Genomic DNA, 23,107 nt, shown 5'->3' with positions numbered 1-23,107 from the left:
TGAAACGCCACGCGAAGCCGCTCTATCAAACATGTTATTGTACATAATTTTCCAAAACGCCCGGCTCACAGCATCACCCTGTACACGTTAGAAGGTGAGCCTCTCCCCCGGGGGCCTCCAGAGAGGCGTCCCGGCACTAGAAGGGGGCAGTAGAGGCCTAGGACAGCACCCTAGGGCCTCCCGGGCCTGGGCAAGGAGCCCGGGGCTAGAGGGGCAGGGGTGAGGAAAACAGATACCCTAGCGGAAGGGGGTTAGAGCACCATGCGCTTGAGCTCCCTGGCGAGCCTCTCGTAGCGCCTTATATCCTCCGGCGTTAGGCTGGGCTGCACAGCCTTCAGCGCCTTCTCGAAGTGCTCCATCCTCACCACCGTGGATAATGGCTTAGCGCCCTTCCGGAAGGCCTCCCTCACCGCTATCATTGCCGCCTCGCGGCAGACTGCCTCGAGGTCTGCGCCGGTGTAGCCCTCGGTCTTCTCCGCTATCTTCTCTAGGTCTACGTCTTCTGCTAGTGGCATCTTCCTGGTGTGTATCCTGAGTATCTCGAGCCTGGCCTTCCGGTCCGGCGGCGGCACGTAGATCAGCCTGTCGAACCTGCCGGGCCGCAGGAGGGCCGGGTCGAGTATATCCGGCCTGTTCGTGGCGGCTATCACAACCACGTTGCTGAGCGGCACTATGCCATCCATCTCTGTCAGCAGCTGGTTCACAATCCTGTCGGTGACCCCGCTGGTGTCATGCCTCATGCCGCGGGCCGGCGCTATCGCGTCTATCTCGTCGAAGAAGACTATTGTCGGGGCTACCTGGCGAGCGCGGCGGAAGATCTGACGTATCGCTTTCTCGCTCTCGCCCACCCATTTGCTGAGCACCTCTGGGCCCCTCACGGCGATGAAGTTCGCACCGCTCTCCGTCGCGGCCGCCTTAGCGAGTAGCGTCTTACCGGTGCCGGGCGGGCCGAAGAGCAGCACACCCTTAGGCGGCGTTATCCCCATGCGCCGGAAGACGTCGGGGTACTTGAGCGGCCACTCCACAGCCTCGCGGAGCTGCTGCTTAACATCCTCAAGCCCACCGATATCCCCCCAGTGGACCTCCGGAACCTCGATGTAGATCTCCCTTATGAGGCTGGGCTGTATATACCTCATAGCCTCGAGGAAGTCCGCCATAGTCACCTTGAGCTCCTTGAGGACCTCGGCTGGTATCGGCTTGTTGAGGTCTATCTTACCGCTCTTAATGAACCTCCTCAGGGCGCTCATAGCGGCCTCCTTGGCCAGCGCCGCTAGGTCCGCGCCGGTGTAGCCATGGGTCATCTCCGCGATCTTGTCGAGGTCCACGTCCTCGGCCAGCGGCATGTTGCGGACGTGTACCTGGAGTATCTCCTTCCTGGCCCTCTTGTCGGGCGGCCTTATCTCTATCTCGCGGTCGAAGCGGCCTGGGCGGCGGAGGGCTGGGTCGAGCGCCTCGGGCCTGTTGGTTGCGCCTATCACTATCACTCTGCCGCGGCTCTTGAGCCCGTCCATCAGGGTTAGTAGCTGCGCCACTACCCTCTTCTCCACCTCGCCTGTTACCTCCTCGCGGCGCGGCGCTATCGCGTCTATCTCGTCTATGAATATGATGCTCGGCGCGTTCTTCTCGGCCTCCTCGAAGATCTCGCGGAGCCTCTGCTCGCTCTCGCCATAGTACTTGCTCATTATCTCCGGCCCGTTGATGGCTATGAAGTAGGCGCCTATCTCGTTGGCCAGGGCCTTAGCTAGCAGCGTCTTACCGGTGCCGGGCGGGCCGTAGAGGAGGATGCCCTTGGGCGGCTCTATGCCCAGGTGCTTGAACAGCTCCGGGTGCTTCATCGGCAGCTCTACTATCTCCCTTATCTTCTCCTTGGCTTCCTCGAGGTCTCCTATGTCCTCCCAGGTCACCCTGGGTATGCCGCGGCGGAGCCTCTCCTCCTTCACCGGCTCCTCTCTTATCTCCAAGTCAGTCTGCTCCGTTATGTAGACGAACTGGGCTGGCTGGGTTGCAACCACCACTAGCCTGAGGCCGCTGCCCAGCACCGGGACGATGATGGTCTCCCCGCGGGCCACCGGCTTCCTTATCAGGTACTCCTTTACGTACTCGACGAAGTCTCTGCTGAACCTTATCGGCTCGGTGGGGGCGAGCACTACCCTGGTTGCGGGCTGCACGTTGGCTGCCTTCCTAACCGTGACCGTATCGCCTATGCTGGCGCCGATTGCCTCTCTGATGAAGCCGTCTATCCTTATCATGTTTGAGTCGCCCTCGCCCGGGTGGAGGGGCCAGACCTGCGCCACCGCGACGCCCTTGGGGCCCTCGATCTCGATGAAGTCGCCTACCTCTACGCCGAGCTTAGCCATGGCCTCCCTGCTTATCCTCGCTATCTTCCTCCCCACGTCCCTGCTCCTGGCCTCGGCGACGCGGAGCTGTATCTCGGACGCCATTACTCTACGCACCCGTGGTATGGGAAGGATGAACCTAGGGTTATATAGTGGTGGCTCTGGCCACGGCCCCCTAGGGCGCCCGGGGGCTTGGAGGACCAGTACGAGGCGTGCCTGGGCCTGGGTGAGGCGCTCCGGGTAACCGCCAGGCTCCTCTGCAGGCTGGCCAGGCTGTCGGGGCTCTGCGACCTGGCGGAGGGGGCTGAGCCGCCGCTGGAGGAGGCGGCGCTGCTCCTAGAGGAGGCGGGGGTGGAGCCCCCGGAGCCCCTGCCCAGGCTGGCCTCAAGCTGCAGGGGTGTGGCCAGCCTCCTGCTCCTCCTGGAGGCAGCTGCCCAGCGCGCCGGCCTAGCCCCTCCCACCGCCACATAGCTGATAGGAGCCGCCGCCGGCCCTATCAGCCCCCGGGGGCGGGGTGCCAGCCCGGAGGAGCCCTGAGCCTTGACAGCTCCCCGCGGCCGGGGCGGAGAGCCTTGCCTGCTCTACGCGGCCTCACCCATCCATAGCAGGGAGTTCCTCGAGGGGCTCCGGGCCAGCACATCCTCCATGGGTGCCTCGGGGCTGCGCGACCTCGGCGTGGCCGCCTCCCCGGAGGAGGCGGCGGAGAAGCTGCGGGGCTGCGGCTCCGCGGCCATAGTGGTCTCGACGGGGGGCACCGAGCACATAGTCCTCGAGGGGCTCCGGGCGCTCAGGGGCCCCGCGCTCCTGGTAGCTCATCCCTATGCGAACAGCCTGCCAGCGCTCCTCGAGGTCTACCCGCTGGCCCGCCGCCTCGGGGCCTCGGCGGTGTTCCTCCCGAGCCTCGACCCCCGCGACCAGCGCGCGAGGAGGAGGCTGGAGCAGGGCCTAGCCGGGCTCCGGGCAGCCTCCAGGCTCCGGGGGAGCAGGCTAGGCCTCGTGGGGGAGCCCAGCCCCTGGCTTGTCTACAGCAGGGTTGAGCCAGGGAGGCTCCGGGAGAGGCTCGGCGTGGAGCTGGTGGAGGTCCCGCTGGAGGAGCTCTACAGGGAGTTCGAGGAGGCGGAGCCCGGCGGGGAGCTGCTCGAGAGGATCCTGGGGGGCGCCGCGGCCGTCGAGGTGCCGAGGGAGGAGGTGGCCAGGGCCCTCCGGGTCTACGAGGCGCTCCGCAGGATTGTCGAGAGGAGGAGGCTCGACGCCTTCACGATAGAGTGCTTCGAGATCATACCCCGGCTGAAGACGACGGCATGTCTCGCCCTCTCCCTGTTCAACGACAGCGGGGTGGTGGCGGGCTGCGAGGGCGACGTGCCCACGACGGTGGCCATGATGCTTGCCAGCTGGGCCTCGGGCAGGCCCGGGTTCATGGCCAACCCCGCCGCCATAGATGGGGGCCGGGTGCTTCTAGCCCACTGCACCGCCGCTAGGAGCCTCGGCCCAGCCTACATGCTGAGGACCCACTTCGAGACCGGCATGGGGGTGGGCGTCGCGGTGACCATGCCCCGGGGGAGCACGGTGACCCTCGCCAGGCTAGACCCGGGGCTTGAGCTCCTCCGGGTGGCCCGCGGCACCGTGATGGAGGGGGAGCCGCGGAGCAAGCTCCACTGCCGGACCCAGGTCTGGGTGAGGCTAGAGGGCGACGCGGAAAGGCTCCTCCGCGAGAGCATAGGCAACCACTATGTGATGGTGCCCGGGGACTGGGTCGACGCCCTGACGGCCGCGGCAGAGATGCTCGGGGTGAGGGTGGACAGGCTCTAAGCCCCGGGGCGGCTCCCAGCGTTTAACCCCCAGGCCGCCTCATGGGTAGCCCGGTGCAGCGTAACCTTGGCTAAGCGCAGAGTAGTCATAATGGGCGCTGGCGGCCGCGACTTCCACGTATTCAACACAGTGTTCCGCGACAACCCCGGCTACGAGGTCGTCGCCTTCACCGCCGCCCAGATACCTGGGATCGAGTGGCGCCGCTACCCTCCCAGTCTCGCCGGCCACCGCTACCCCCACGGGATCCCCATCTACCCTGAGAAGCTCCTCCCGGAGATAGTGAGGGAGCAGGCGGTCGACGAGGTGGTCCTAGCCTATAGCGACCTCACCTACGAGGAGCTGGGCCACCTGCTGAGCCTGGCCCTCTCGACGGGGGCGAGCTTCCGCATAGTAGGGCCCCGCGATACCATGCTCGCCAGCTACAAGCCGGTGATAGCCGTCACCGCCGTGAAGACCGGTGCTGGTAAGAGCACGCTCTCCAGAGCCCTGGTCCGGGAGATAAAGTCCAGGCAGCTGGCACCCGTGGTAGTGAGGCACCCGATGGCGTACGGGGACCTCGAGGCCCGGAAGCTCATAGTGATAGTGGAGCCCGAGGACCTCTCCAAGTACCCCCTGACGGTCGAGGAGAGGGAGGAGTTCGAGCCATACCTCGACCTCGAGACACCGGTGCTAGCCGGCATAGACTATGGCCCCGTGCTAAGGGAGGCGGAGCGGCTCGGCGACGTGATAGTATGGGACGGGGGCAACAACGACTGGCCCTTCATACGGCCCGACCTCTGGGTCGTGGTGGCCGACGCCCTCCGGCCGGGGATGGAGTACTCCACATTCCCCGGAGAGGTCAACGTGAGGATGGCAGAGATAGCCGTGATAACCAAGGCAAGCGAGGCCGGGGAGGACAACGTGAAGAAGGTGAGGGAGAACCTGACCCGCATAAACCCGAGGCTCGAGATAGCCGTAGCCGATCTGGTGGTTAACGTCGACAAGCCAGACCTCGTCGAGGGCAGGCGGGTCGTGGTGGTCGAGGACTCGCCCACCGTAACCCACGGCGGAGCCCCCTACGGGGCCGGCTACGTCGCCGCCAGGAAGCTCGGCGCCAAGATCATCGACCCCAGGCCCTACGCAACCGGCGTGATAAAGGAGATGTATAGGCGGTACCCCCACATTGGCCCGGTGGTTCCCTCGACAGGGTACACCAGGGAGCAGCTCCGGAGCCTGGAGGAGACGCTCAACAGCGTCCCAGCCGACGCCATAGTGGTCGCGAGCCCGGCTAGGATAGAGAGTATGTTGAGCCTCAACAAGCCGGTGGCCAGGGTGAGCTACGAGATAAAGGTGCTGGAGGGCCCGACCCCCAGGGACATGATAGACCGGCTGCTCGAGCGCCACCCGGTCCCGGAGGCCTAGCCCGAGGCCCTAATGGACATCCTTTAAATAGCGCCGGAGCCGGCTACACCTCAACCCTGGGGTCGGCATTGGCCGAGGCTGCCAGCGTTATCAACAAGTTTCTCCAGGCCGTGGCCGAGGCCGAGGAGAAGCTTAAGAAGATAGAGGAGGAGCTGGGCGGCGACGCCGCCAGGCTCCTGGCCAAGGCGGATGAGATGGCGCGTAGCCTGGCCGAGGAGACGGACAAGATTATTGAGGAGTACCGGAGGAGACTGGAGAAGGAGCTCGAGAAGGAGCTGGAGAGGCTGGAGAAGGAGTACCGTGAGAGGGAGGAGCGGGAGCTTAGCAGCCTCCGGGATAGGATCGAGAGGAACCGGGAGAGGGCTGTCGAGGAGGCACTAAACCTGCTTGCAAGGGTGGTGCGTGGTTGAGGCTCAGCTACGAAGGTCTTGGCGCTGAGTATCTCTACTCCAAGGCTATGGTCGGGAAGACCCTCAGCTACGAGGACGACCTCCGGGCGCTCCTGGCCCAGTACACTGGGGACGAGGCCACCCTCGAGCTCTTCCGGGCCACGAAGCTGGCCCGCTACCTCCCCCCGGCAGGGGAGAGGCTGGAGCCCGGTGCGGTAGAGAGGGCCGCCCTCCGCTACTACATGGATGCACTCGAGACGCTGAGGGGCAGAACCCCCGGCTACTCGGAGGCGGTCTACCACGCCTACCGCCTCGTGGTAGTGGCCCGCGACGTGGAGCTTATAGCCAGGAGGAGGCTGCAGGGCGAGGCCCCTCCCTCCCCGGGCGAGCTCATCCACCCCGAGGCGCCGGAGACGGCGGCCGCGCGCCGGCAGGCGGAGGAGGGCGCGGACCCCGCGGCGGTGCTAGCGGCGGCGGGGATGAGCGAGGCCGCCAAGCTTCTCCAGCGCGCGAGGGACGCCAAGCTTCTCAGCGTGGCGGTGGAGCTAGAGCTGCTCCAGGCATTCAACAGGGCGAGGAGGGCCGTTAGGACGGAGGCTGGGAGGGAGATAGTAGGCGCCCGGCAGGACATCTACGCCGCCCGCGCCGCCGCCACGCTCGTGGCGGCGAGCATCGACAAGAGCACTGTCTCGCTCTACACAAGCGTGCTCGACACCTACAAGCTCCCCAGGAGGAAGCTCATAGACGCGATAGAGGCCAGCGACGCGGAATCCGTGGAGAACATACTCCTAGAGGCTGCGGGCACCGGGCCCAGCGAGGGCCTATCAGCCCTGGAGGCCTTCATAGCCAGCAGGCGCAGGGAGAACAGGGCGAGCGCCAAGACCATCTTCATCAGGGAGCCCCTCTCCCTCGACGTGGTCGCGGGGTTCGCCGAGCTCTTCCTCCTCGACGCCGAGGACGCCATAGCCATAGCCCTGGCGGGCTACAGCAGGCAGCCCAAGAGCATAGTGACGGGCCTCCTTTCCTTCTAGGACTTCCCTTCCCCTGCCGGGGATCCGCGCGCCTTTAGAGACTGCCCCCAGCCCCCTATCGGCAGGGGCCCGGGCGCCTCCCCCACCTCCTGGGAGAAAAGGGCGGCCTCCTCCTGCCACCCTGTAGATAAAAAGGGGCTGGGCCCAGGGCCGGGAGATGCCTCCTTTGGCCCTCCCGCGGCCTCTCTACTCAACCACCAGCCTCACGTTCTCCGGCAGCTTCACTGGCGTGTAGGGCCTGCCGCCGTCGAGGTAGAACTTGCTGAACATCTCGTAGAAGTGGAGCCTCAGCGAGTGCGCGTAGGCAACCAGCGCCTCTAGGCCTATCACTAGTATGTTGCCGAAGATGTAGGCTATACCGCCTAGTACCGGGCCGCCGACCACCGCTAGTATAGCAAAGCCGAACATGAGGCCGCTGTGGGCCAGCATTAGGCCCATTATTCGCATGAAGGATGCCGTGTTGCCTATAGCCATGAGCAGTATGTCGAAGGCCTCCACTATACCGTTCATAACCCTCTCCCCCGCGGAGCCGTGGCCGAAGAGCGCCGGCGCCGCCAGCGCCAGCAGGAGGCCTATGGTAACCATCAGCCTCGCCGCCATGCCCAGGCTCGTCTTAGGCACGAGGGCCAGGCCTGCATCGTAGAGCACCGATCCAGCCCTCTCCAGCGGGGTAGCCCCATGACCCACGGCACCGCCTACAAGGAAGACTACCGCTATACCGGTGAACACTAGGGCCTTGCCGAGGCCCACTGCGGTTATCTCCTTGTCGCCTATCAACACGCCGTTGGCCACAGAGACCCAGGAGGATAGCGCCATCAGCAGGGCTCCAAGCGCCACCGAGAGGTAGATTGCATTGTATATGAGCAGCGTGGCCTCTCCGGCCAGGTTCTCGCCCGCCGTCCCCGCCGCCAGCTCCTCGGCGAAGGGGTGTAGCGGGCTGGCCAGCGGCGGGTGGCCATGCCATATGGCGTTCAGCCAGCCGGCTACTGCCGGCAGGGGGCCGAAGAACTCGCCGGCGAGGAAGCCGGTGGCCATGGCTACCGCGCCGAACAGCATGAGTAGTCGGCCATTGTTCCTATCACCCATCTTCCTGTAGAAGAGGTAGTAGCCGGCCAGCAGCAGGACGAGGCCGTGACCCATGTCGGGGAACATGAGGCCATAGACTAGGGGCAGCGTGAAGGCCATCAGCACCGCCGGCACGAACTCGCGGGGCCTCGGGTACCCGGCCATCTCGAGTAGGCTGGCGAAGGGTGCCAGCTTCTCGCTAACCCTGAAGTAGCTCGGGGGCAGCTTCTCCCCGGCCTCTCCTCCGTGGCCCCTGCTTCCCCCGGTCTCCTCGTACACCAGGGCCGTGTAGCCCCCGCCCAGGCTGGCGAGGGCCTCCTCGAGGTCTCCCTCCCTCCCGGGGGCGATGTACCCGTTGATCACGGCGAGCAGCCTGGTTATACGGGTGGCCTCGAGGAGGCTGAGCAGCCTCTTGGCAGCCTCAACCTTTACGAGCGCCTCCCGGATCCTGGGGGCGTGGCGCCGGAGAGCCAGGGGCAGTTCCTCCAGCTCCCTGCGCACCCTGCTTATGGCCTCGGCGGGGATTCTCGGCAGGCCCTCGGGCACCTCTAGGGGCACTGCCCTGCTCCGGAGAGCGGCCTTGCCGACCTCCGCCTCAAGCCATGTGGGGTAGGCGACCACAACCGTCTCCATTCCCTCCTCTATCCCGGTGGCATGGAGGCCTGCTATGGCTCCGATTGCCTCAAGGTCGGCTATGAAGCCCGCCACTGAGCCCCGGGGGACGCGGTAGACCTTGGCCCGTATGTAGCTGTTCCTCTTCAACGCCTCGATATCGATGTTTATGAAGCTGTAGGCCTCCAGCGCGGCCAGCATCTCGGCCAGCTCGGACTCGGGGTTCCGGAGCTGGGAGAGCCTCTCCACAAGCGACTCCACGTCCCTCACAGCTCTGTCTATCTCGCCTAGGAGCCTAGAGAGCCCGATGTCGGCCTCACGGCTGATCTTGAGAACCTGCTCCCCCTCGGCGGCGCCCGCCCCAGCCTCCTCAGCGGCGCGCAGGAGCTCGAGGAGCCGCTGCGCCAGCGACTCCAGCTCGCTGCGCAGGTGGCGTAGGGTCTGCGAGAGCGCCCCCTCCGCCTCGAGGGGCTCCGGGTGGAGGCAGCCGCACTCGGCCAGCAGCTTGAGGGTGTCGGCTAGCGCCTCCCTAGCCACTATCACCGACACCGGGCTGGTGGGCTGGGCTATGAGCGTGGACGCGGCCATGCAGCCTCACCGCGGCCGGCGCGCTACCCTTCCTCCCGCCGGCCCTCAGCGTTACTGCAATATTTAAATATCATAGTTCTGCCCCTGGGCCCAGGAGGCCGAGTCTTGGCGGCAAGGCGTGTGGTGGTTGTAGCCGACACCTACACGGTCTACGCCTTCCGCCTCCTAGGGGTGGAGGGCTATAGCGTGAACTCGCCCCGCGAAGCCGCCAGGGTTGTCGAGAGCCTCATACCCCGCGAGGACGTGGGCCTCGTCCTGCTCTCGGCCGAGTACTTTGACGAGGCGAGGGAGGCTGTGGATAGGTTCCGCCGCGCCCGCAGCGACGCGGTGATAGCCCGGCTCCCCACGGTCCGCGAGCCGGGCAGGCCCATGGATGTTCAGAGGGAGCTTCTCAGGGCACTAGGCATGGGGTGAGCCTGCGATGGCTGCGCGCATCCGGCTGATAGGCAGCCCGGAGAAGCTCGTCGACGAGGTTATTGAGAGGGCTAGGAGGAACGCCGAGGCCAGGATGAACGAGGCGCTGGAGGCAGCTAGGAAGATACTCGACAAGGCCTTCGAGGAGAGCCTTAGCCGGCTGGAGGAGGAGCTGAGGAGGAGCGCGAGGAGCGCGAGCGAGAGACTGGAGTCATTCGCCGCGCGCCACGAGGTGGAGCTCCGGAAGAAGATAGCGAAGCTGCGCGCCGAGGCTGTAGAGGAGGCGCTGAGGCAGGCCCTCGAGAAGCTGCGCAGCACTGTGGGCGAGGAGGAGTATACCGGCTTCCTAGCCAGGCTGCTCGAGGAGGCTGCCAGGAGACTCGCCGCCGAGTATAGGGAGCTGGTGGTGGTGCCGGCGGGGCCTGACAGGGAGGCGGTGAAGAGGGCGGTGAAGAGGGCGCGGCTCCCCGGCGGGGTCAAGGCGTCCCTGGCGGACGAGACCGTGGAGGGTATAGGCGGCTTCATAATACGCGCCCGGGGCGGCCCCTCGCTGGATTACCGGCTGGACGTGGTGCTCTCAACGGCAGTAGAGGAGGCTAGGTCCAGGATTGCCAGCATTCTTTTTGAAGAGTAGAGCTTAACGCAGTCTCTCCCACCCCGGGAGTCGTGGGTGCAGGGGAGGAGCCTAGCCACACTAGTCTAGAAGGGAGGATGAGCAGTATGCCCGTGAAGGGTAGGATTATCCGCGTGGCCGGCCCCCTCGTGGTAGCCGAGGGCATGCAGGGCGTGCAGATGTACGAGATGGTCGAGGTAGGCGAGGAGAGGCTCGTAGGCGAGGTCAACAGGATAGTGGGTGACAAGGCCTACATCCAGGTCTACGAGACCACCACCGGCATCAAGCCGGGCGAGCCCGTCTACGGCACCGGGGCCCCTCTAAGCGTGGAACTCGGCCCCGGGCTTATAGGCAGGATATATGACGGCATCCAGAGGCCCCTCGACGCTATAAGGGATCAGACGAAGAGCATATTCATACGTAGAGGCGTCAAGGTCCCCGCCCTCGACCGTGGCAGGAAATGGAGCTTCAAGCCTTCCGGGCTCAGGCCGGGCGACAAGGTGTCCGGCGGGGACGTGCTGGGCGAGGTCCCCGAGACTTCTCTCGTCACACACCGCGTCCTCGTGCCGCCGGGAGTGCATGGCATGCTCCGCTGGATAGCCTCGGAGGGCGAGTACACGGTAGAGGACACTATAGCCGAGGTGGAGGCGGGCGACGGCAGGAAGTTTGAAATCAAGCTATACCACCGCTGGCCCGTCCGCAGGCCCAGGCCTGTAGTGGAGAAAATGGATCCCGTGGAGCCGCTGATCACGGGCCTCCGCGTTATAGACACCATGTTCCCCATGGCTAAAGGCGGTACCGGCGCCATACCTGGGCCCTTCGGCAGCGGGAAGACCGTGACCCTCCAGAGCCTGGCGAAGTGGAGCTCCGCGAAGATAGTCATCTACATAGGCTGCGGCGAGCGCGGCAACGAGATGACCGAGGTGCTGGAGACCTTCCCAGAGCTGCAGGACCCCTGGACGGGCAAGCCCATGATGGAGCGCACTATACTGATAGCCAACACTAGCAACATGCCTGTCGCGGCTAGGGAGGCCAGCATCTATACCGGCATAACCATGGCTGAGTACTATAGAGACATGGGCTACGACGTGCTCCTAGTAGCTGACTCCACCAGCCGTTGGGCGGAGGCACTCCGCGAGATAGCAGGCCGCCTCGAGGAGATGCCCGCCGAGGAGGGCTACCCGAGCTACCTGGCCTCCAGGCTGGCAGAGTTCTACAGCCGTGCTGGCCGCGTCCGCGTCCCCGGCAAGCCGGAGCGCGTGGGCAGCGTGACGGTGGTCGGGGCCGTCTCGCCGCCCGGCGGCGACTTCACCGAGCCCGTTACCGCTAACACTAAGAGGTTCATCCGTGTCTTCTGGGCGCTAGACGCCAAGCTGGCCTACAGCAGGCACTACCCGGCTATAAACTGGCTACTCAGCTACTCCGCCTACGTCGAGACCGTGGCCAAGTGGTGGCACGAGAACATTAGCCCCAAGTGGCTGGAGTACCGCAACACCGCCTACGAGCTGCTGCTCCGCGAGGACGAGCTGAGGGAGATAGTGAGGCTCGTCGGCACTGAGGGCCTCAGCGAGAAGGACAAGCTGGTGCTCGAGGTAGCTAGGATCATAAGGGAGGGCTTCCTCCAGCAGAACGCGTTCGACAAGATAGACGCGTTCGCAACACCGCAGAAGCAGTGGAAGCAGCTGGAGACTATAATAGACTTCTACAAGGCCGCCCTCGACGCCCTCGACCACGGCATGACCGTGAAGGAGATACGCGAGAAGCTCGCAGACAAGATACGCGAGTTCATAATGGCTAGGTTCAACGTGCCCAACGACAGGCTGGAGGAGCTTGACAGGATAAAGCAGGAGCTGCTCAAGGGCCTGGAGGAGCTTATGGAGCAGCGCGGCTCCCTGGCCGCGGCCCCCACAGCCTAGGTTTTCGGCCCCCACACGTACCCGTGACCGAGCCATAGGCTGCGTGGTGGCAAGAGCCTTGGCGGTGGCCCCCGAGTCGAGAGTTATACGCGAGTATGAGAGTATACGTGAGATACGTGGCCCCCTACTCATAGTCGAGGGTATAAGCGACGCGGCCTACGACGAGATAGTGGAGGTGGAGCTGCCCAGCGGGGAGAGGAGGCGCGGCCGCGTACTCGAGACTGGGAGGGGCTACGCCGTAGTCCAGGTGTTTGAAGGCACTACCGGCATCAGCTTGACCGGGACCAAGGTAAGGTTCCTCGCCAGGACCCTCGAGGTCAAGGTCTCGGACGAGATGCTGGGCAGGGTATTCAACGGGCTAGGCGACCCGATCGACGGCGGCCCGCCGATAACCAGCGGCGTGTGGCGCGACATCAACGGCGACCCGCTCAACCCGGCGGCCCGCGCCTACCCGGAGGACTTCATCCAGACCGGCATCTCCGCCATAGACGGTATGAACACGATGGTCCGCGGGCAGAAGCTGCCCCTCTTCAGCGGCGCCGGCCTCCCCCACAACAAGCTAGCCGTGCAGATAGCTAGGCAGGCCACGGTCCGCACGGGCGAGGAGTTTGCAGTAGTCTTCGCAGCCATAGGCGTGATGCACGATGACGCCCTCTTCTTCAAGAAGTTCTTCGAGGAGACCGGCGCTATAAAGAGGGCGGCGCTCTTCATAAACCTAGCCGATGAGCCCGCCTCGGTCAGGCTGATAACCCCGCGCATAGCGCTCACCCTCGCCGAGCACCTGGCCTTCGACCTGGGCATGCACGTGCTGGTGATACTCACCGATATGACGAACTACGCTGAGGCGCTCCGCGAGATCAGCGCCGCCCGCGAGGAGGTGCCGGGCCGCCAGGGCTACCCCGGCTACATGTACAGCGACCTGGCGAGCATCTACGAGAGGGCTGGCCGCGCCCACGGGAGGAAGGGCAGCATAACGCAGATGCCCATACTCACGATGCCTAACGACGATATAACACACCCGATACCCGACCTGACCGGCTACATAACTGAGGGCCAGATAGTGCTGAGTCGCGAGCTCTACAACCGCGGCATTTACCCGCCGATAAACGTGCTGATGAGCCTCTCCAGGCTGATGAAGGAGGGCATAGGTCCCGGTAAGACTAGGGAGGACCACGCTAATGTCTCCGACCAGCTATACGCAGCCTACAGCCGCGCCGTGGAGCTGAGGAGCCTCGCAGCGATAGTGGGCGAGGAGAGCCTCAGCGAGGTGGACCGCAAGTACCTGAGGTTCGCGGAGGCGTTCGAGCAGAGGTTCCTCAAGCAGGGCTTCTACGAGAACCGGAGCATAGAGGAGACGCTCGACATAGCATGGGAGGTGCTCTCGATACTCCCGGAGAGCGAGCTCTACAGGATCAAGGACGAGTTCATACGCAAGTACCACCCCAAGTACAGGAAGAAGGCGGGCGAGCAGGCCAAGGAGGAGGGCTGAGCCCAGCACCCCGGGGTGTAGCAGGCCTTGTCCATGACCTTCGGCGGCGCCTCTAGGGTGCTGCCAACCAAGATAAACCTGATCAACCTGCGCAGGGAGCTGAAGAACCTCAGGAGGATAAGGAGGGTAGTCGAGGAGAAGAGGGATGTAATCCTCCTGTACATAAGGCAGCTGGGCCAGGAGTACCGGAGGGAGTACGAGAAGGTCGCCGAGGCGCTGGCGGACGCCTACCGGAGCTTCTTCCTAGCACTCATGACCAGCGGCGGCCTCGAGGAGGTTAAGCCTGTGCTAGAATCCGTGCCCAGCAGCATGGAGGTGGACGTGGCTGCCAGGGTGCTGTTCGCCGTCAAGACGCCGAGCTACAGGCTTAGGGGTGATACGGTGCCCCCGCTGCCAGTCTCCGCCGCCCGCCTCTCCCCCTCGCTGATCCGGGCTAGGGAGAGGCTGCTGGAGGTCTTCCAGAGCCTGCTGAAGGTTGTGGAGACGGAGGCTGCCATACAGAGGCTGCTGGAGGAGCTGCGGGAGACCCAGAGGCTGCTGAACGCGCTCGACTACAGCATTATACCCAGCTACGAGCAGAACATAAAGTACATAAAGCTGGTGCTGGACGACCGGATGAGGGAGGAGGTGATAAGGCTGAAGACTCTGAAGAAGAGGCTGGCCCGGAGCCGCGGCGGCGAGGGCCTAGCCTAGGCCCCTCTCCCCCTAGGCCTTCTCCACCCTGAGCCCCTTCCTCTCCGCGAAGCCCGCCACAAGCCTCTTGACGCGGGAGGATACTTTGGCCAGCCTCACCGAGTCCACCGGGTCCCTGCTCTTATCCACCGCCTGGGCCAGGACCTCCTCTGTGAGGCTGTTCAGCACGTGCCTCGAGAATATGTGGCTGTAGCACACCCCCTCCTCGAGAACCGCCCTGGTGTGGCTGGCCGGGTAGTGGGTGTCGCCCACGCCCATTGCTACCGAGGCGCAGGGCTCGCTGAGCCAGCCCCTTTCTAGGACGCGGAGCACCGTCTCCGCCAGGGCCCGGTGGGCGTCGCTCCTGCCCCACTCTCTCTCGCCGCTCCCGATCTCGATGAACACTATAGGCTTCTTCAGGCTCGTCGGCCCGTGGTGGGTCGCCTCGAGGCTTAGGCTAAACTCCTGGAGGAGCCCGGCCTCCCCAGCAACCCTCCGGTACTCCCTGATCAGCGCTGCCAGCAGCCGGGGCCAGGTGTGGGCCAGCTCCCTGGGCCTCCCACCGTAGGGGGCCTCCGGCCCGGGGTTGCCGGGGTAGTGGGCTGTGAGGGAGGGCTTTCCGCCGCTGTGCCTGCTGAGCACTATGTAGGCCTCCACCTCGGAGGGCGCCACCTCGTCAAGGAAGTCGAGGTGGATGCTGTCCTCCGAGAAGCCCGCCAGGTAGGCATTGAGCCCGGGGCTATGGAGGCACTCAGCTGCCCTGGGCAGGCTGCAGCTCCTCCAGTCAGTGAGCCTCCGCAGCTCCCTGGCCGCGCCGCTGCCCGCTGTGTCGGGGAGCGAGTACACCAGCATCACTGGCGCCCTGCCCGCCACTACGGCTCCCTCCCGGGGGCTGGGTGTCCTCAACCGCCTCTCTCCGGCGGCTGCCCTGCGGCCGCGGGATGATACCCGTATAGTATTTTTATCTCTGACATACAACACGCTCAACCGGTGCAAACCAATGGAGATTGGGAGCGGGCTCATGAGGGCTCTCGCCCTGCTGGCGCTACTGTCTCTGATACCGGCGCTGCATGCGCAGGCGGCCTCCGCCGACCCTGCGGGCAGCGTGGCCTCGGCCAAGGCCTGGGCAGCCGCGGTAGCTATAGGCCTCAGCGCCCTCGGCGCCGGCTACGCACTCGCCAAGACTGGAGCCGCTGCCAGCGCCGCTACAGCTGAGAGGCCGGAAGTCGCCGGCAGGCTGCTGATATACCTGGTGCTGGGCGAGGGTCTCGCCATCTACGGGCTGCTGATAGCCATACTGATAATATTCGCGGTGAAGTAGCCCCGCGGCTACGCCGGAAACCGGCCCACGGTTTTTAGCAGCGTCACCGGAACCCCCACGGCCGGGGCCTCTTTTACCGAACCAGGTTCTCCAGGCATCCAGCCCCCGGGTGTTCTCCAGGGCAGCGGAGGTGCCACGCGCCCCTTGCCTGCGAAGAGGGAGCGGTGGAGTAGGGAGTTCTCGCGGTGGTTCGACTGGGTGCTCGAGGAGGCCGGGATCTACGACTACGGGCGTTACCCGGTCAAAGGTATGGGTGTCTGGCTGCCCTACGGCTTCCAGATTAGGAGGAGGGTTATCGAGCTCGTCAGGAGGGTGCTCGACGGGGCCGGGCATGAGGAGGTTCTCTTCCCCCTGCTGATACCCGAGACCCTGCTCCGGAGGGAGAGCGAGCACATCCGTGGCTTCGAGGGTGAGGTCTACTGGGTCGCCCACGGCGGCTCGGAGCCCCTCGACGTGAGGCTCGCGCTGCGGCCCACGAGCGAGACGAGTATAAGCTACATGGAGAGCTTCTGGATTAAGAGCTACAAGCAGCTTCCCCGCCGGTTCTACCAGATAGTGAGCATTTTCCGCTACGAGACCAAGGCCACGCGGCCACTGATAAGGCTGAGGGAGGTAACCACCTTCAAGGAGGCCCACACGGTTCATGCCAGCTTCGAGGACGCTGACCGCCAGGTGGCGGAGGCTATAGAGCTCTACAAGCGGATATTCGACGAGCTCGGGATACCCTACGCGGTGAGCAGGAGGCCGGAGTGGGACAAGTTCGCGGGCGCCGTCTACACAGTGGCCTTCGATACAGTAATGCCGGACGGGAGGGTGCTGCAGATAGGCACCGTGCACCACCTGGGCCAGAACTTCACCATACCCTTCGAGGTCCGCATACAGCTGCCGGACGAGAGCCTCGACTACGCCTGGCAGACGAGCTACGGGCTCAGCGACAGGGTGATAGCGAGCCTAATAGCCCTCCACGGCGACGATCGGGGCGCCGCGCTGCCCCCCGCGGTGGCCCCCATCCAGGTGGTGGTCGTCCCGATACCTGCCCGCGGGGAGGAGCAGGCCCGGAGGCTGGAGGAGTACATCGGGGAGGTCGAGGAGAGGCTCCGCCGCCTGGGGCTCCGCTACCACGTGGACCGGAGGGAGGAGGTGAGGCCGGGCAGGAAGTTCTACGAGTGGGAGGCCCGCGGCGTCCCGGTGAGGATAGAGGCCGGGCCCAAGGAGGCTGAGACCAGGACCCTGGTGGTAGCGCGGCGCGACACCCTCGAGAAGACAGTCGTGAAGCTGGAGGAGCTGGAGGAGAAGCTACCCGGCATCCTCGAGGACGTTGCCAGGGGGCTCCGCGAGCGGGCTTGGAGCTGGCTGCGCAGCAAGGTGAAGAGGGTCGAGGGCGTGGAGGAGGCGGGGAGGGCTATCGAGGAGGAGAGGGGGATAGTCGAGCTGCCCTGGTGCGGCAACGAGGAGTGCGGCAAGAGGCTCGAGGAGGAGGTCGACGCGGCGGTGCTGGGCTCGCCGCTGGAGAGGCCGGAGTGGGTTAGGGGCAAACGGTGCCCCGTATGCGGCCGGCCCGCTGTGACGAGTATAAGGCTTGCGAAGACCTACTAGCCTCCTCATGCTCCAGGTAGAGGCGGAGGGCCTTCTCAAGCACCCTCCCTAGGTCCCCATGGCCCTCCCTCTCGGCGGCCCTCTCAAGGGCCGCCGCCTCCTCCTCGCTGAGCGCCACGGCCACGAGCACCTTCCCGGGCACGGCCCCGGACCCCCGCCTATCTGGGGTAGCGGGTGCTACCTTTAGAAGCTGGTAGCCCCACAGCCTGACAGGTATCCAGTATGGCCTCTCCCGGAGCTGTTGGTAGCACGCGCCCGGCAGGGAGTAGGTGTGAGGGGCTTCAGCGGCCTGGCTCAGCCCATCGGCCCCGGGAGGGGCCTATGGCCGCTTTTAACCCTCGTCACCAGCCCTCCCAGGGGGTACCCGGGGCTTGTAGGCCTGTAATTACACCCTCGTCGGGAGGTGTCCCCGGCCAGTTGTCCACCGCCATGGTGTTCGAGAGGCTGTGGAGCCGGTACGATAGATGGTACGAGAGGAACCGAGTGATAGCCGAGAATGAGCTCAGAGCTGTCCAGGGCCTCGGCCTCCGGGGCAGGGGCGTCGAGGTGGGAGTCGGGACCGGCTGGTTCGCCTCGAGGCTAGGCGTCGAGTACGGCGTCGAGCCGAGCACCGCCATGCTCCGGGTCGCCAGGCGCCGTGGAGTTGAGGCGGTGCAGGGGGTAGGAGAGGCTCTTCCCCTACGGAGCGGCTCAATGGACTACGTGCTCCTCATAGTTACCCTCTGCTTCGTCGACGACCCCGCGGCGGTCGTGGAGGAGGCTGCGCGGGTTGCTAGGAGGGGAGGCTCTGTAGCGGCGTGCATAGTGCCAAGGGATAGCGCCTGGGGCCGCTACTACATGGAGCGGAGGACCGAGAGCCCCTTCTACAGGGTTGCCAGGTTCTACACCGTCTCGGAGGTGGAGGATATGATGAGGGAGGCGGGGCTGATGATTGATGCCTACAGCTCCGTCCTGCGCTTCCCGCCCTGGGGGAAGCCGGTGGAGGAGGAGCCCGAGCCCAGCCCCCGGGGAGGCTTTGTATGCGTGAAGGCTGTCAAGCCCTAGCCCCGCCGAGGAGGCGGAGGGCATTAACATAGGCCGTCACGTGGCTGGCCAGGTAGCTGCAGGGCCCGACACTAGCCTCCTCATCCACGGGGAGCCCCCGTGGCGGGTCCACGCGGAGCCCGAGGACGTAGGCCGTGCCCCGCCGGTGGCGGCGGAGCCTCCCACCCCGCTCGGTGAGCAGCACCACCCGGTAGCCCCTGGCGCGGAGCGCCCGGAGCAGCTCCACCAGGGGAGGCGCGGGGTCGAGCAGCCTGCAGGCCTCGCCCCGCAGGACGCGGAGAAGCAGCTCGGCGGACTCGTGCTCGTACTCCATCTCCCCGGGGAGGCAGCTGGGGAGGAGAGAGAGCGCCGCCGGCCTCTCGGAGCCCAGGTAGACTAGTAGCCCACTATCCTCCTCCAGCCTGCCCCGGGGGTAGAGGGCTGCGAGCAGCACCCGGGCGGCTATGTCGAGCCTCCCGTACCCCGTGAGCCCCCTCCACCGCCTGGGCGGGGGCCCCGGAGGCCGCTCGCCGTAGGCTATCCAGAGCGTGTCGAGCCTCTCCCTCGTGAGCCCGAGGGGGCCTAGGAGCCGCGCAGCCGCCCTGGCCAAGACTCCCCACGCCAGAGCCCCCGGAGGGAGAAGGGGCCCAGAGCTGCCCAGGCCTACCGCGGGGAGGAAGGCGCTCCTCTCCGCGCGCAAAAACACGGGGAGGGCTATACCGTAGGAGTTCTCACGGCCTTGCGCTCCTCCTCCGGCCTCACCTTGACGATGCCGTAGTGGACTGCGCAGCTGACACAGTAGCACTTCTCGACGGGATACTTCATTATGATTGCGCCCTTCTTCTCCAGCTCCCTGGCCAGCTGCGGGTCCACCGGGGTGTACCACTTGGTGATGCAGATGGCCTTGTCCCTGGGGATTAGCCTGCCGCAGTTATCGCACTGGACCACGCGGGTCCGGCCCTTCGACCCCTTATGCCTGCCTCTGTTCTGCCTCTTCTTGGGCATCCCGGCACCCGGTGCCACTAGGGCCGGAGCCTCCTATTTTTAGCTACCCACCCCGCCGTGGACCGGGGCCCTGGGGAAGCCCGTACTATGGCCGTCTGTACAGAGATAAAGAGCTTCAAGGACCCCGTCCACGGGTACGTGGACCTCTGCAGCAGGGTCGCCGAGGTTGTGGACACCTGGCCCGTTCAGAGGCTCCGGGGCATAAGGCAGACGGCCTTCGCCTACCTCGTCTACCATGGGATGGAGCATAGTAGGTTCAACCACAGCCTGGGCTCCGCCCACCTTGCCAGGGAGGTGCTCCACTTCCTCGCAGGGAACACGAGGATATACTACTGGAGCGCCGGGGGCCCCGAGCTGGCCGGCTACCTGCTCCGTGCCCAGGAGGTGTTCCAGCTAGCAGCCCTCGTCCACGACATAGGCCACCTGCCCTACAGCCACTCGAGCGAGACCGGGATAGCGGATGCTAGGCTCCTCTACCGGCTGAAGGGGTTCGACAGGCTCCCCCTCCGCCACGAAGAGTACACGTACAGCCTCCTACCCCATGTGGCCAGGGACGCGGAGGAGGCGGGGATAGAGCCGGTGTTCACCGGCAGCGTGGCCAGCGACCTTACTCTAATACTCAAGGGCTCCGCAGCCCAGCCCGGAGCTAGGGACATGCTCAGCGAGTGCACAGCGAGCATACTCCACCAGCTCATAGCAGGCGGCCTCGACGTGGATAGGATGGACTACCTTATACGCGACAGCCTATACGCGGGAGTCCGCTACGGGGTGTTCGACGTAGACCGGCTCATAAGGGTGCTACTGGCCACGCCCCTGCTCCGCGACAGGAGCGACGCCGCCTCCCGGCTGAGCAGGAACGCCTGCCGCGTCATGGTCCTGGACAAGGGGGTGAGCGTGGTCGAGGCCTTCCTCCTGGCGAGGCTCTACATGTTCAGCGAGGTTTATCTCCACCGCGTAGTGGAGGCCTACAACTCAGTCTACTCAAGGCTCTTCAGCCTCCTAGCCCGCGATGGCTTGATATGCGTGGAGCAGGGCTGCGAGCTAGACATACCTACTCCCCAGTCCCTCGCACAGGGCAGAGAGGAGGCCCTCATGGCCTGGAGGAGTCTCGACGACACGGCTATGTGGATGCTAATACGCAGCGTCTACAACGGCAAGGTTAAGGCCGGCGAGGAGGCCAGGAGGCTGGCAGCAATGCTCGTCGAGCGCCGCCACCCACGGGTCTACCGGGTGATAGAGTCTGGGAGCCTATGGGGCCTCTACACACGCTACCTGGAGGAGGCCAACGCACCCCCCTGGGCCAAGCCCCTCCTAGAAGAGCTTCTAGAGATGCAGCGCGAAAACCCGCTACTCATGATAAGGCCCCTCCGCGTGGACCTGATAAGCCTCGAGCACCTGGGCGTCTACAGCCGCAGGCTCGGAGCGCCCCTCAAGCTAGACGACGAGAGAGAGCGTGACCACGAGCTAGCCAGGCTAAAGAGGTTCACCGGCCTAGGCCCCGAGCTGGGGCTCTACAGGATAGCCGTGTTCACCACTAGGGAGCACGAGGAGGAGGCGGAGAAGGCGTCGAAGCTCCTGGAGAGCCTGGAGAAGGAGGAAGAGAAGGCAGAGAGGGCCTAGGCGCCGCGGAGCGCGACCCACCGGCCCCTCTTCACGATAACGCCCGCTGCCTCGAGCACGCGGAGGGCCTCCTCCGCGTCGGGGCTCCAGAGGCGGCCGCTGGGGTGCCGGTAGAGCCTCATAACCACCTTCTCGCCGTCCCCGTGCTCCACGTAGCGGCGCCACACCTCCCTGAGCAGGGTGTCGAGGTCAGCGCTGCCGCCCAGGTCGCGGAGAACCCTCTCCACAGCCTCCATCAGGCTGATGTATCTGACAGACGTGTAGCCCATAGCCAAGAGGCCTAGCACCCCCGGGCTGTTGCTTAGGGGTGGTATCACCATCTAAGATGCACGGCTCCTAGGCGGGGACACGGGCCCACTGCAGACTGAAAGAAACCGTAGAGAATACCGTATGAACGGCGTTGAGGACTGAGCCACCGGGGTATCTCCAGCACACACCCGGCTGGAGAGCTATACAGCAGAGCAGTGCAACTATGATATACTATGCACCGCAGCCCGGTATGCCGATGCTGCTCGGCCCCACTAGGCCATACCGGGGAATGTGCGTGGTAAAACTAATATCAGGCCGAGCCTCGGATACATCAAGTGAGGACCCCGGGGGAAGTGGTAATCCATGTTCGACGCCTTCCAGGGCATGGAGTGGGTGATTATCCTCCTGGTTATACTGTTAATCTTCGGGCCCAGCAAGCTGCCCCAGCTTGCCCGCGGCCTCGGCCAGGCCGTCTACGAGTTCCGCAGAGCAAGCCAGGGACTCCTCGAGGAGGATCAGGGAGGCAAGCCCCCGCAGAAGAGCGCTGGAGGCGTCTCCGGGAGCAAATCCGGCGGCCAGGGCAGCGCCCTCTCCAATATCGACGATGAGACTCTTAGGAGGCTTGCTGAGAGGCTTGGCGTGAAGGATGCTGATAAGAAGGATAGGGGCAAGCTGATAGAGGAGATAGTAGCGGAGGCGAAGAAGAAAGGACTACTAGACGAGATAAAGACGGAGGCCCAGCAGGGATCAGGGTAGTGGGTAGCCCGCGCCACCGGGGTGGAGCCGCCCCAGCCCAGGGAGCCTCCTACCTAGCCCCTTCCCTTTTCCACCCTGCCCTGGGTGTCGGCTGGAAGGCTGCCGGTCTCGCTGCTCCCGGAGAGGCTCTGCAGCCTCTCCATGACTACTTCGAGTACCGGCGTGCGCACAGGCTTCTCCGGCACCAGGCCCTGAGGCCGGTAGAGGAGCACTAGTATGATGAGCGCGCCCATTATAACGTAGCGCAGGTAGGGGAGCGCGGCAGCTACGGGGCCGGGCACGCTTATCCCGAGGGTTTCCAGCGCTGAGGTGTTGAGGAACACGTTTATCCCGGCCACCATGGCTGCTCCGAGGAGCGCGCCTAGGTTGTTGGCGGCGCCGCCGAGCATGACTGCAACTATAACCTCGAAGGTCCTCTCGGGCTTGAAGGTGTTAGCCTGGACGCTGCCGGAGTAGAAGACTAGCAGGGCTCCCGCCACCGCTGCCATCGCTGAGCCTACTATGAGGGCTTGGAGCCTCAGCCTGGCTATATCGTAGCCGTACACCTGGGCGGCCAGCTCGTCGTCCCTCATCGCCTTGAGGGCGCGGCCCCAGGGGCTGTTGGTGACCATTTCCGTGTACAGGTAGAAGGCCAGCGCGAACACCACCACTATGACCGCGTATATGACGTCTATCGCGGACTTGTTGCTGTACCACGCGAGCGGCGTGGGTATTGCGGTGAGCCCGTTGAAGCCGCAGACCGGCCACTGCTCGTTGTAGGCTACTAGCCTCACGACCTCGCCTATCGCCAGCAGTGTTATGGCGAGGAAGTCCCCGCCGAGGCGTAGTGTGGGATAGCTGGCCAGGGCCCCCGAGACTGCGCCAAGCACTGCAGCCGCCAGGACAGCTACCATGAAGATTAGCAGGTACTGGCCCGGGCTGAGCAGGTGCTGAGAGGCGGCGCTGGAGAGTATGTTGTAGGCCTCTGGCGTACAGTAGGCTGGCCCCCCGCTGGCCGCTACGGCACCCCCTGCCGCTGCCCAGCTGAGCCCCAGCCAGGCGGCGAGGGCGCCGGCGGTGAAGGCGCCCACGGCCATAAACATTACCTTGCCGAAGTTGGGTATGCCGCCGTAGCCGTACTCTATGTTGAAGCTTAGGGCCGCTATCGCGTAGACGCCGAACATTACCAGCCACTGGGCTATTATACCCTCAACCCCTGCCAT

At 65.0% G+C, this 23,107-nt stretch carries 23 protein-coding genes; 15 read left to right on the top strand and 8 right to left on the bottom strand.

Features of this window, described 5'->3' with window-relative positions:
• Window positions 1–251: 251 nt before the first annotated feature.
• On the bottom strand, window positions 252–2,441 hold the full coding sequence (locus ACZ42Y_RS05900) for a CDC48 family AAA ATPase (protein WP_058370842.1): 2,190 nt from the start codon (window positions 2,439–2,441) through the stop codon (window positions 252–254).
• A gap of 87 nt (window positions 2,442–2,528) precedes the next feature.
• On the opposite strand from ACZ42Y_RS05900, the gene ACZ42Y_RS05895 reads away from it, so the two are divergent.
• The 5 genes from ACZ42Y_RS05895 to ACZ42Y_RS05875 all read left to right on the top strand — a co-directional run bounded on the left by ACZ42Y_RS05895 (window position 2,529) and on the right by ACZ42Y_RS05875 (window position 6,966).
• Window positions 2,529–2,807 carry a hypothetical protein gene (locus ACZ42Y_RS05895; protein ID WP_058370843.1) on the top strand — a complete coding sequence of 93 codons (279 nt, stop codon included), beginning with the start codon at window positions 2,529–2,531 and terminating at the stop codon, window positions 2,805–2,807.
• A 69-nt stretch (window positions 2,808–2,876) separates the two neighbouring features.
• On the top strand, window positions 2,877–4,145 hold the full coding sequence (locus ACZ42Y_RS05890; protein WP_058370844.1) for a hypothetical protein: 1,269 nt from the start codon (window positions 2,877–2,879) through the stop codon (window positions 4,143–4,145).
• 90 nt (window positions 4,146–4,235) lie between these two features.
• Window positions 4,236–5,546, top strand: a complete 1,311-nt coding sequence (locus ACZ42Y_RS05885; protein WP_058371409.1) for a cyclic 2,3-diphosphoglycerate synthase — start codon at window positions 4,236–4,238, stop codon at window positions 5,544–5,546.
• A 68-nt stretch (window positions 5,547–5,614) separates the two neighbouring features.
• Window positions 5,615–5,956: a hypothetical protein gene (locus ACZ42Y_RS05880; protein ID WP_058370845.1), complete on the top strand. Its 342-nt coding sequence runs from the start codon at window positions 5,615–5,617 to the stop codon at window positions 5,954–5,956.
• The gene (locus tag ACZ42Y_RS05875; protein ID WP_058370846.1) at window positions 5,953–6,966 is read left to right on the top strand and encodes a V-type ATPase subunit; all 1,014 of its coding nucleotides are present in this window, start codon (window positions 5,953–5,955) and stop codon (window positions 6,964–6,966) included. Before ACZ42Y_RS05880 ends, ACZ42Y_RS05875 begins: the two co-directional genes overlap by 4 nt.
• 186 nt (window positions 6,967–7,152) lie before the next feature.
• Here ACZ42Y_RS05875 and ACZ42Y_RS05870 read toward each other — a convergent pair whose 3' ends face one another.
• The gene (locus ACZ42Y_RS05870; protein WP_058370847.1) at window positions 7,153–9,231 is read right to left on the bottom strand and encodes a V-type ATP synthase subunit I; all 2,079 of its coding nucleotides are present in this window, start codon (window positions 9,229–9,231) and stop codon (window positions 7,153–7,155) included.
• A 105-nt stretch (window positions 9,232–9,336) separates the two neighbouring features.
• On the opposite strand from ACZ42Y_RS05870, the gene ACZ42Y_RS05865 reads away from it, so the two are divergent.
• From ACZ42Y_RS05865 to ACZ42Y_RS05845, 5 genes are all read left to right on the top strand, one after another.
• Window positions 9,337–9,645 (top strand): V-type ATP synthase subunit F, encoded by a 309-nt coding sequence (locus ACZ42Y_RS05865; RefSeq protein ID WP_058370848.1) that lies wholly within the window; start codon window positions 9,337–9,339, stop codon window positions 9,643–9,645.
• Window positions 9,646–9,652: 7 nt separating this feature from the next.
• Window positions 9,653–10,279 (top strand): V-type ATP synthase subunit E, encoded by a 627-nt coding sequence (locus ACZ42Y_RS05860; RefSeq protein ID WP_058370849.1) that lies wholly within the window; start codon window positions 9,653–9,655, stop codon window positions 10,277–10,279.
• An 86-nt stretch (window positions 10,280–10,365) separates the two neighbouring features.
• On the top strand, window positions 10,366–12,174 hold the full coding sequence (locus tag ACZ42Y_RS05855; protein ID WP_464735266.1) for an ATP synthase subunit A: 1,809 nt from the start codon (window positions 10,366–10,368) through the stop codon (window positions 12,172–12,174).
• A gap of 64 nt (window positions 12,175–12,238) precedes the next feature.
• On the top strand, window positions 12,239–13,663 hold the full coding sequence (locus ACZ42Y_RS05850; RefSeq protein WP_201783113.1) for a V-type ATP synthase subunit B: 1,425 nt from the start codon (window positions 12,239–12,241) through the stop codon (window positions 13,661–13,663).
• 33 nt (window positions 13,664–13,696) lie between these two features.
• Entirely contained in the window at window positions 13,697–14,356 is a 660-nt protein-coding gene (locus tag ACZ42Y_RS05845) for a V-type ATP synthase subunit D (RefSeq protein WP_070807908.1), read from the top strand.
• Between the two features lie 12 nt (window positions 14,357–14,368).
• Here ACZ42Y_RS05845 and ACZ42Y_RS05840 read toward each other — a convergent pair whose 3' ends face one another.
• Entirely contained in the window at window positions 14,369–15,208 is an 840-nt protein-coding gene (locus ACZ42Y_RS05840; protein ID WP_464735265.1) for a D-aminoacyl-tRNA deacylase, read from the bottom strand.
• A 127-nt stretch (window positions 15,209–15,335) separates the two neighbouring features.
• Between ACZ42Y_RS05840 and ACZ42Y_RS05835 the strand changes: the two genes are divergently transcribed.
• Both ACZ42Y_RS05835 and proS read left to right on the top strand, forming a co-directional pair.
• Window positions 15,336–15,656, top strand: coding sequence for an ATP synthase subunit C (locus ACZ42Y_RS05835; RefSeq protein ID WP_464735264.1), 321 nt, complete (start codon window positions 15,336–15,338; stop codon window positions 15,654–15,656).
• Between the two features lie 144 nt (window positions 15,657–15,800).
• Window positions 15,801–17,252, top strand: coding sequence for a proline--tRNA ligase (gene proS / locus ACZ42Y_RS05830; protein ID WP_058370854.1), 1,452 nt, complete (start codon window positions 15,801–15,803; stop codon window positions 17,250–17,252).
• On the opposite strand, the gene ACZ42Y_RS05825 is transcribed toward proS, so the two are convergent.
• The gene (locus tag ACZ42Y_RS05825; RefSeq protein WP_168371292.1) at window positions 17,182–17,394 is read right to left on the bottom strand and encodes a hypothetical protein; all 213 of its coding nucleotides are present in this window, start codon (window positions 17,392–17,394) and stop codon (window positions 17,182–17,184) included. The two genes, proS and ACZ42Y_RS05825, sit on opposite strands and share 71 nt — an antisense overlap.
• A gap of 275 nt (window positions 17,395–17,669) precedes the next feature.
• Here ACZ42Y_RS05825 and ACZ42Y_RS05820 point away from each other — a divergent pair, with 275 nt between their 5' ends.
• The gene (locus tag ACZ42Y_RS05820; RefSeq protein ID WP_464735263.1) at window positions 17,670–18,296 is read left to right on the top strand and encodes a class I SAM-dependent methyltransferase; all 627 of its coding nucleotides are present in this window, start codon (window positions 17,670–17,672) and stop codon (window positions 18,294–18,296) included.
• On the opposite strand, the gene ACZ42Y_RS05815 is transcribed toward ACZ42Y_RS05820, so the two are convergent.
• Together ACZ42Y_RS05815 and ACZ42Y_RS05810 are read right to left on the bottom strand one after the other, a co-directional pair.
• Complete coding sequence (locus ACZ42Y_RS05815) at window positions 18,286–18,885, bottom strand: hypothetical protein (RefSeq protein WP_058370856.1); 600 nt, start codon at window positions 18,883–18,885, stop codon at window positions 18,286–18,288. The two genes, ACZ42Y_RS05820 and ACZ42Y_RS05815, sit on opposite strands and share 11 nt — an antisense overlap.
• 104 nt (window positions 18,886–18,989) lie before the next feature.
• Window positions 18,990–19,280: a 30S ribosomal protein S26e gene (locus tag ACZ42Y_RS05810; protein ID WP_058370857.1), complete on the bottom strand. Its 291-nt coding sequence runs from the start codon at window positions 19,278–19,280 to the stop codon at window positions 18,990–18,992.
• An 87-nt stretch (window positions 19,281–19,367) separates the two neighbouring features.
• Between ACZ42Y_RS05810 and ACZ42Y_RS05805 the strand changes: the two genes are divergently transcribed.
• Window positions 19,368–20,900 (top strand): HD domain-containing protein, encoded by a 1,533-nt coding sequence (locus ACZ42Y_RS05805; protein WP_058370858.1) that lies wholly within the window; start codon window positions 19,368–19,370, stop codon window positions 20,898–20,900.
• On the opposite strand, the gene ACZ42Y_RS05800 is transcribed toward ACZ42Y_RS05805, so the two are convergent.
• Window positions 20,897–21,187, bottom strand: a complete 291-nt coding sequence (locus tag ACZ42Y_RS05800) for a hypothetical protein (protein ID WP_168371293.1) — start codon at window positions 21,185–21,187, stop codon at window positions 20,897–20,899. The genes ACZ42Y_RS05805 and ACZ42Y_RS05800 overlap by 4 nt on opposite strands.
• A gap of 325 nt (window positions 21,188–21,512) precedes the next feature.
• Here ACZ42Y_RS05800 and tatA point away from each other — a divergent pair, with 325 nt between their 5' ends.
• A complete protein-coding gene (gene tatA / locus ACZ42Y_RS05795) occupies window positions 21,513–21,905 on the top strand; it encodes a twin-arginine translocase TatA/TatE family subunit (protein WP_058370860.1) in 393 nt (130 codons plus the stop codon).
• A 53-nt stretch (window positions 21,906–21,958) separates the two neighbouring features.
• On the opposite strand, the gene ACZ42Y_RS05790 is transcribed toward tatA, so the two are convergent.
• A complete protein-coding gene (locus ACZ42Y_RS05790; RefSeq protein WP_464735262.1) occupies window positions 21,959–23,107 on the bottom strand; it encodes a branched-chain amino acid ABC transporter permease in 1,149 nt (382 codons plus the stop codon).

This window comes from Pyrodictium brockii (genome assembly GCF_055379715.1).
Note: the sequence above shows the minus strand (reverse complement) of the source record. Positions and strands in the feature narration are given on the sequence as shown.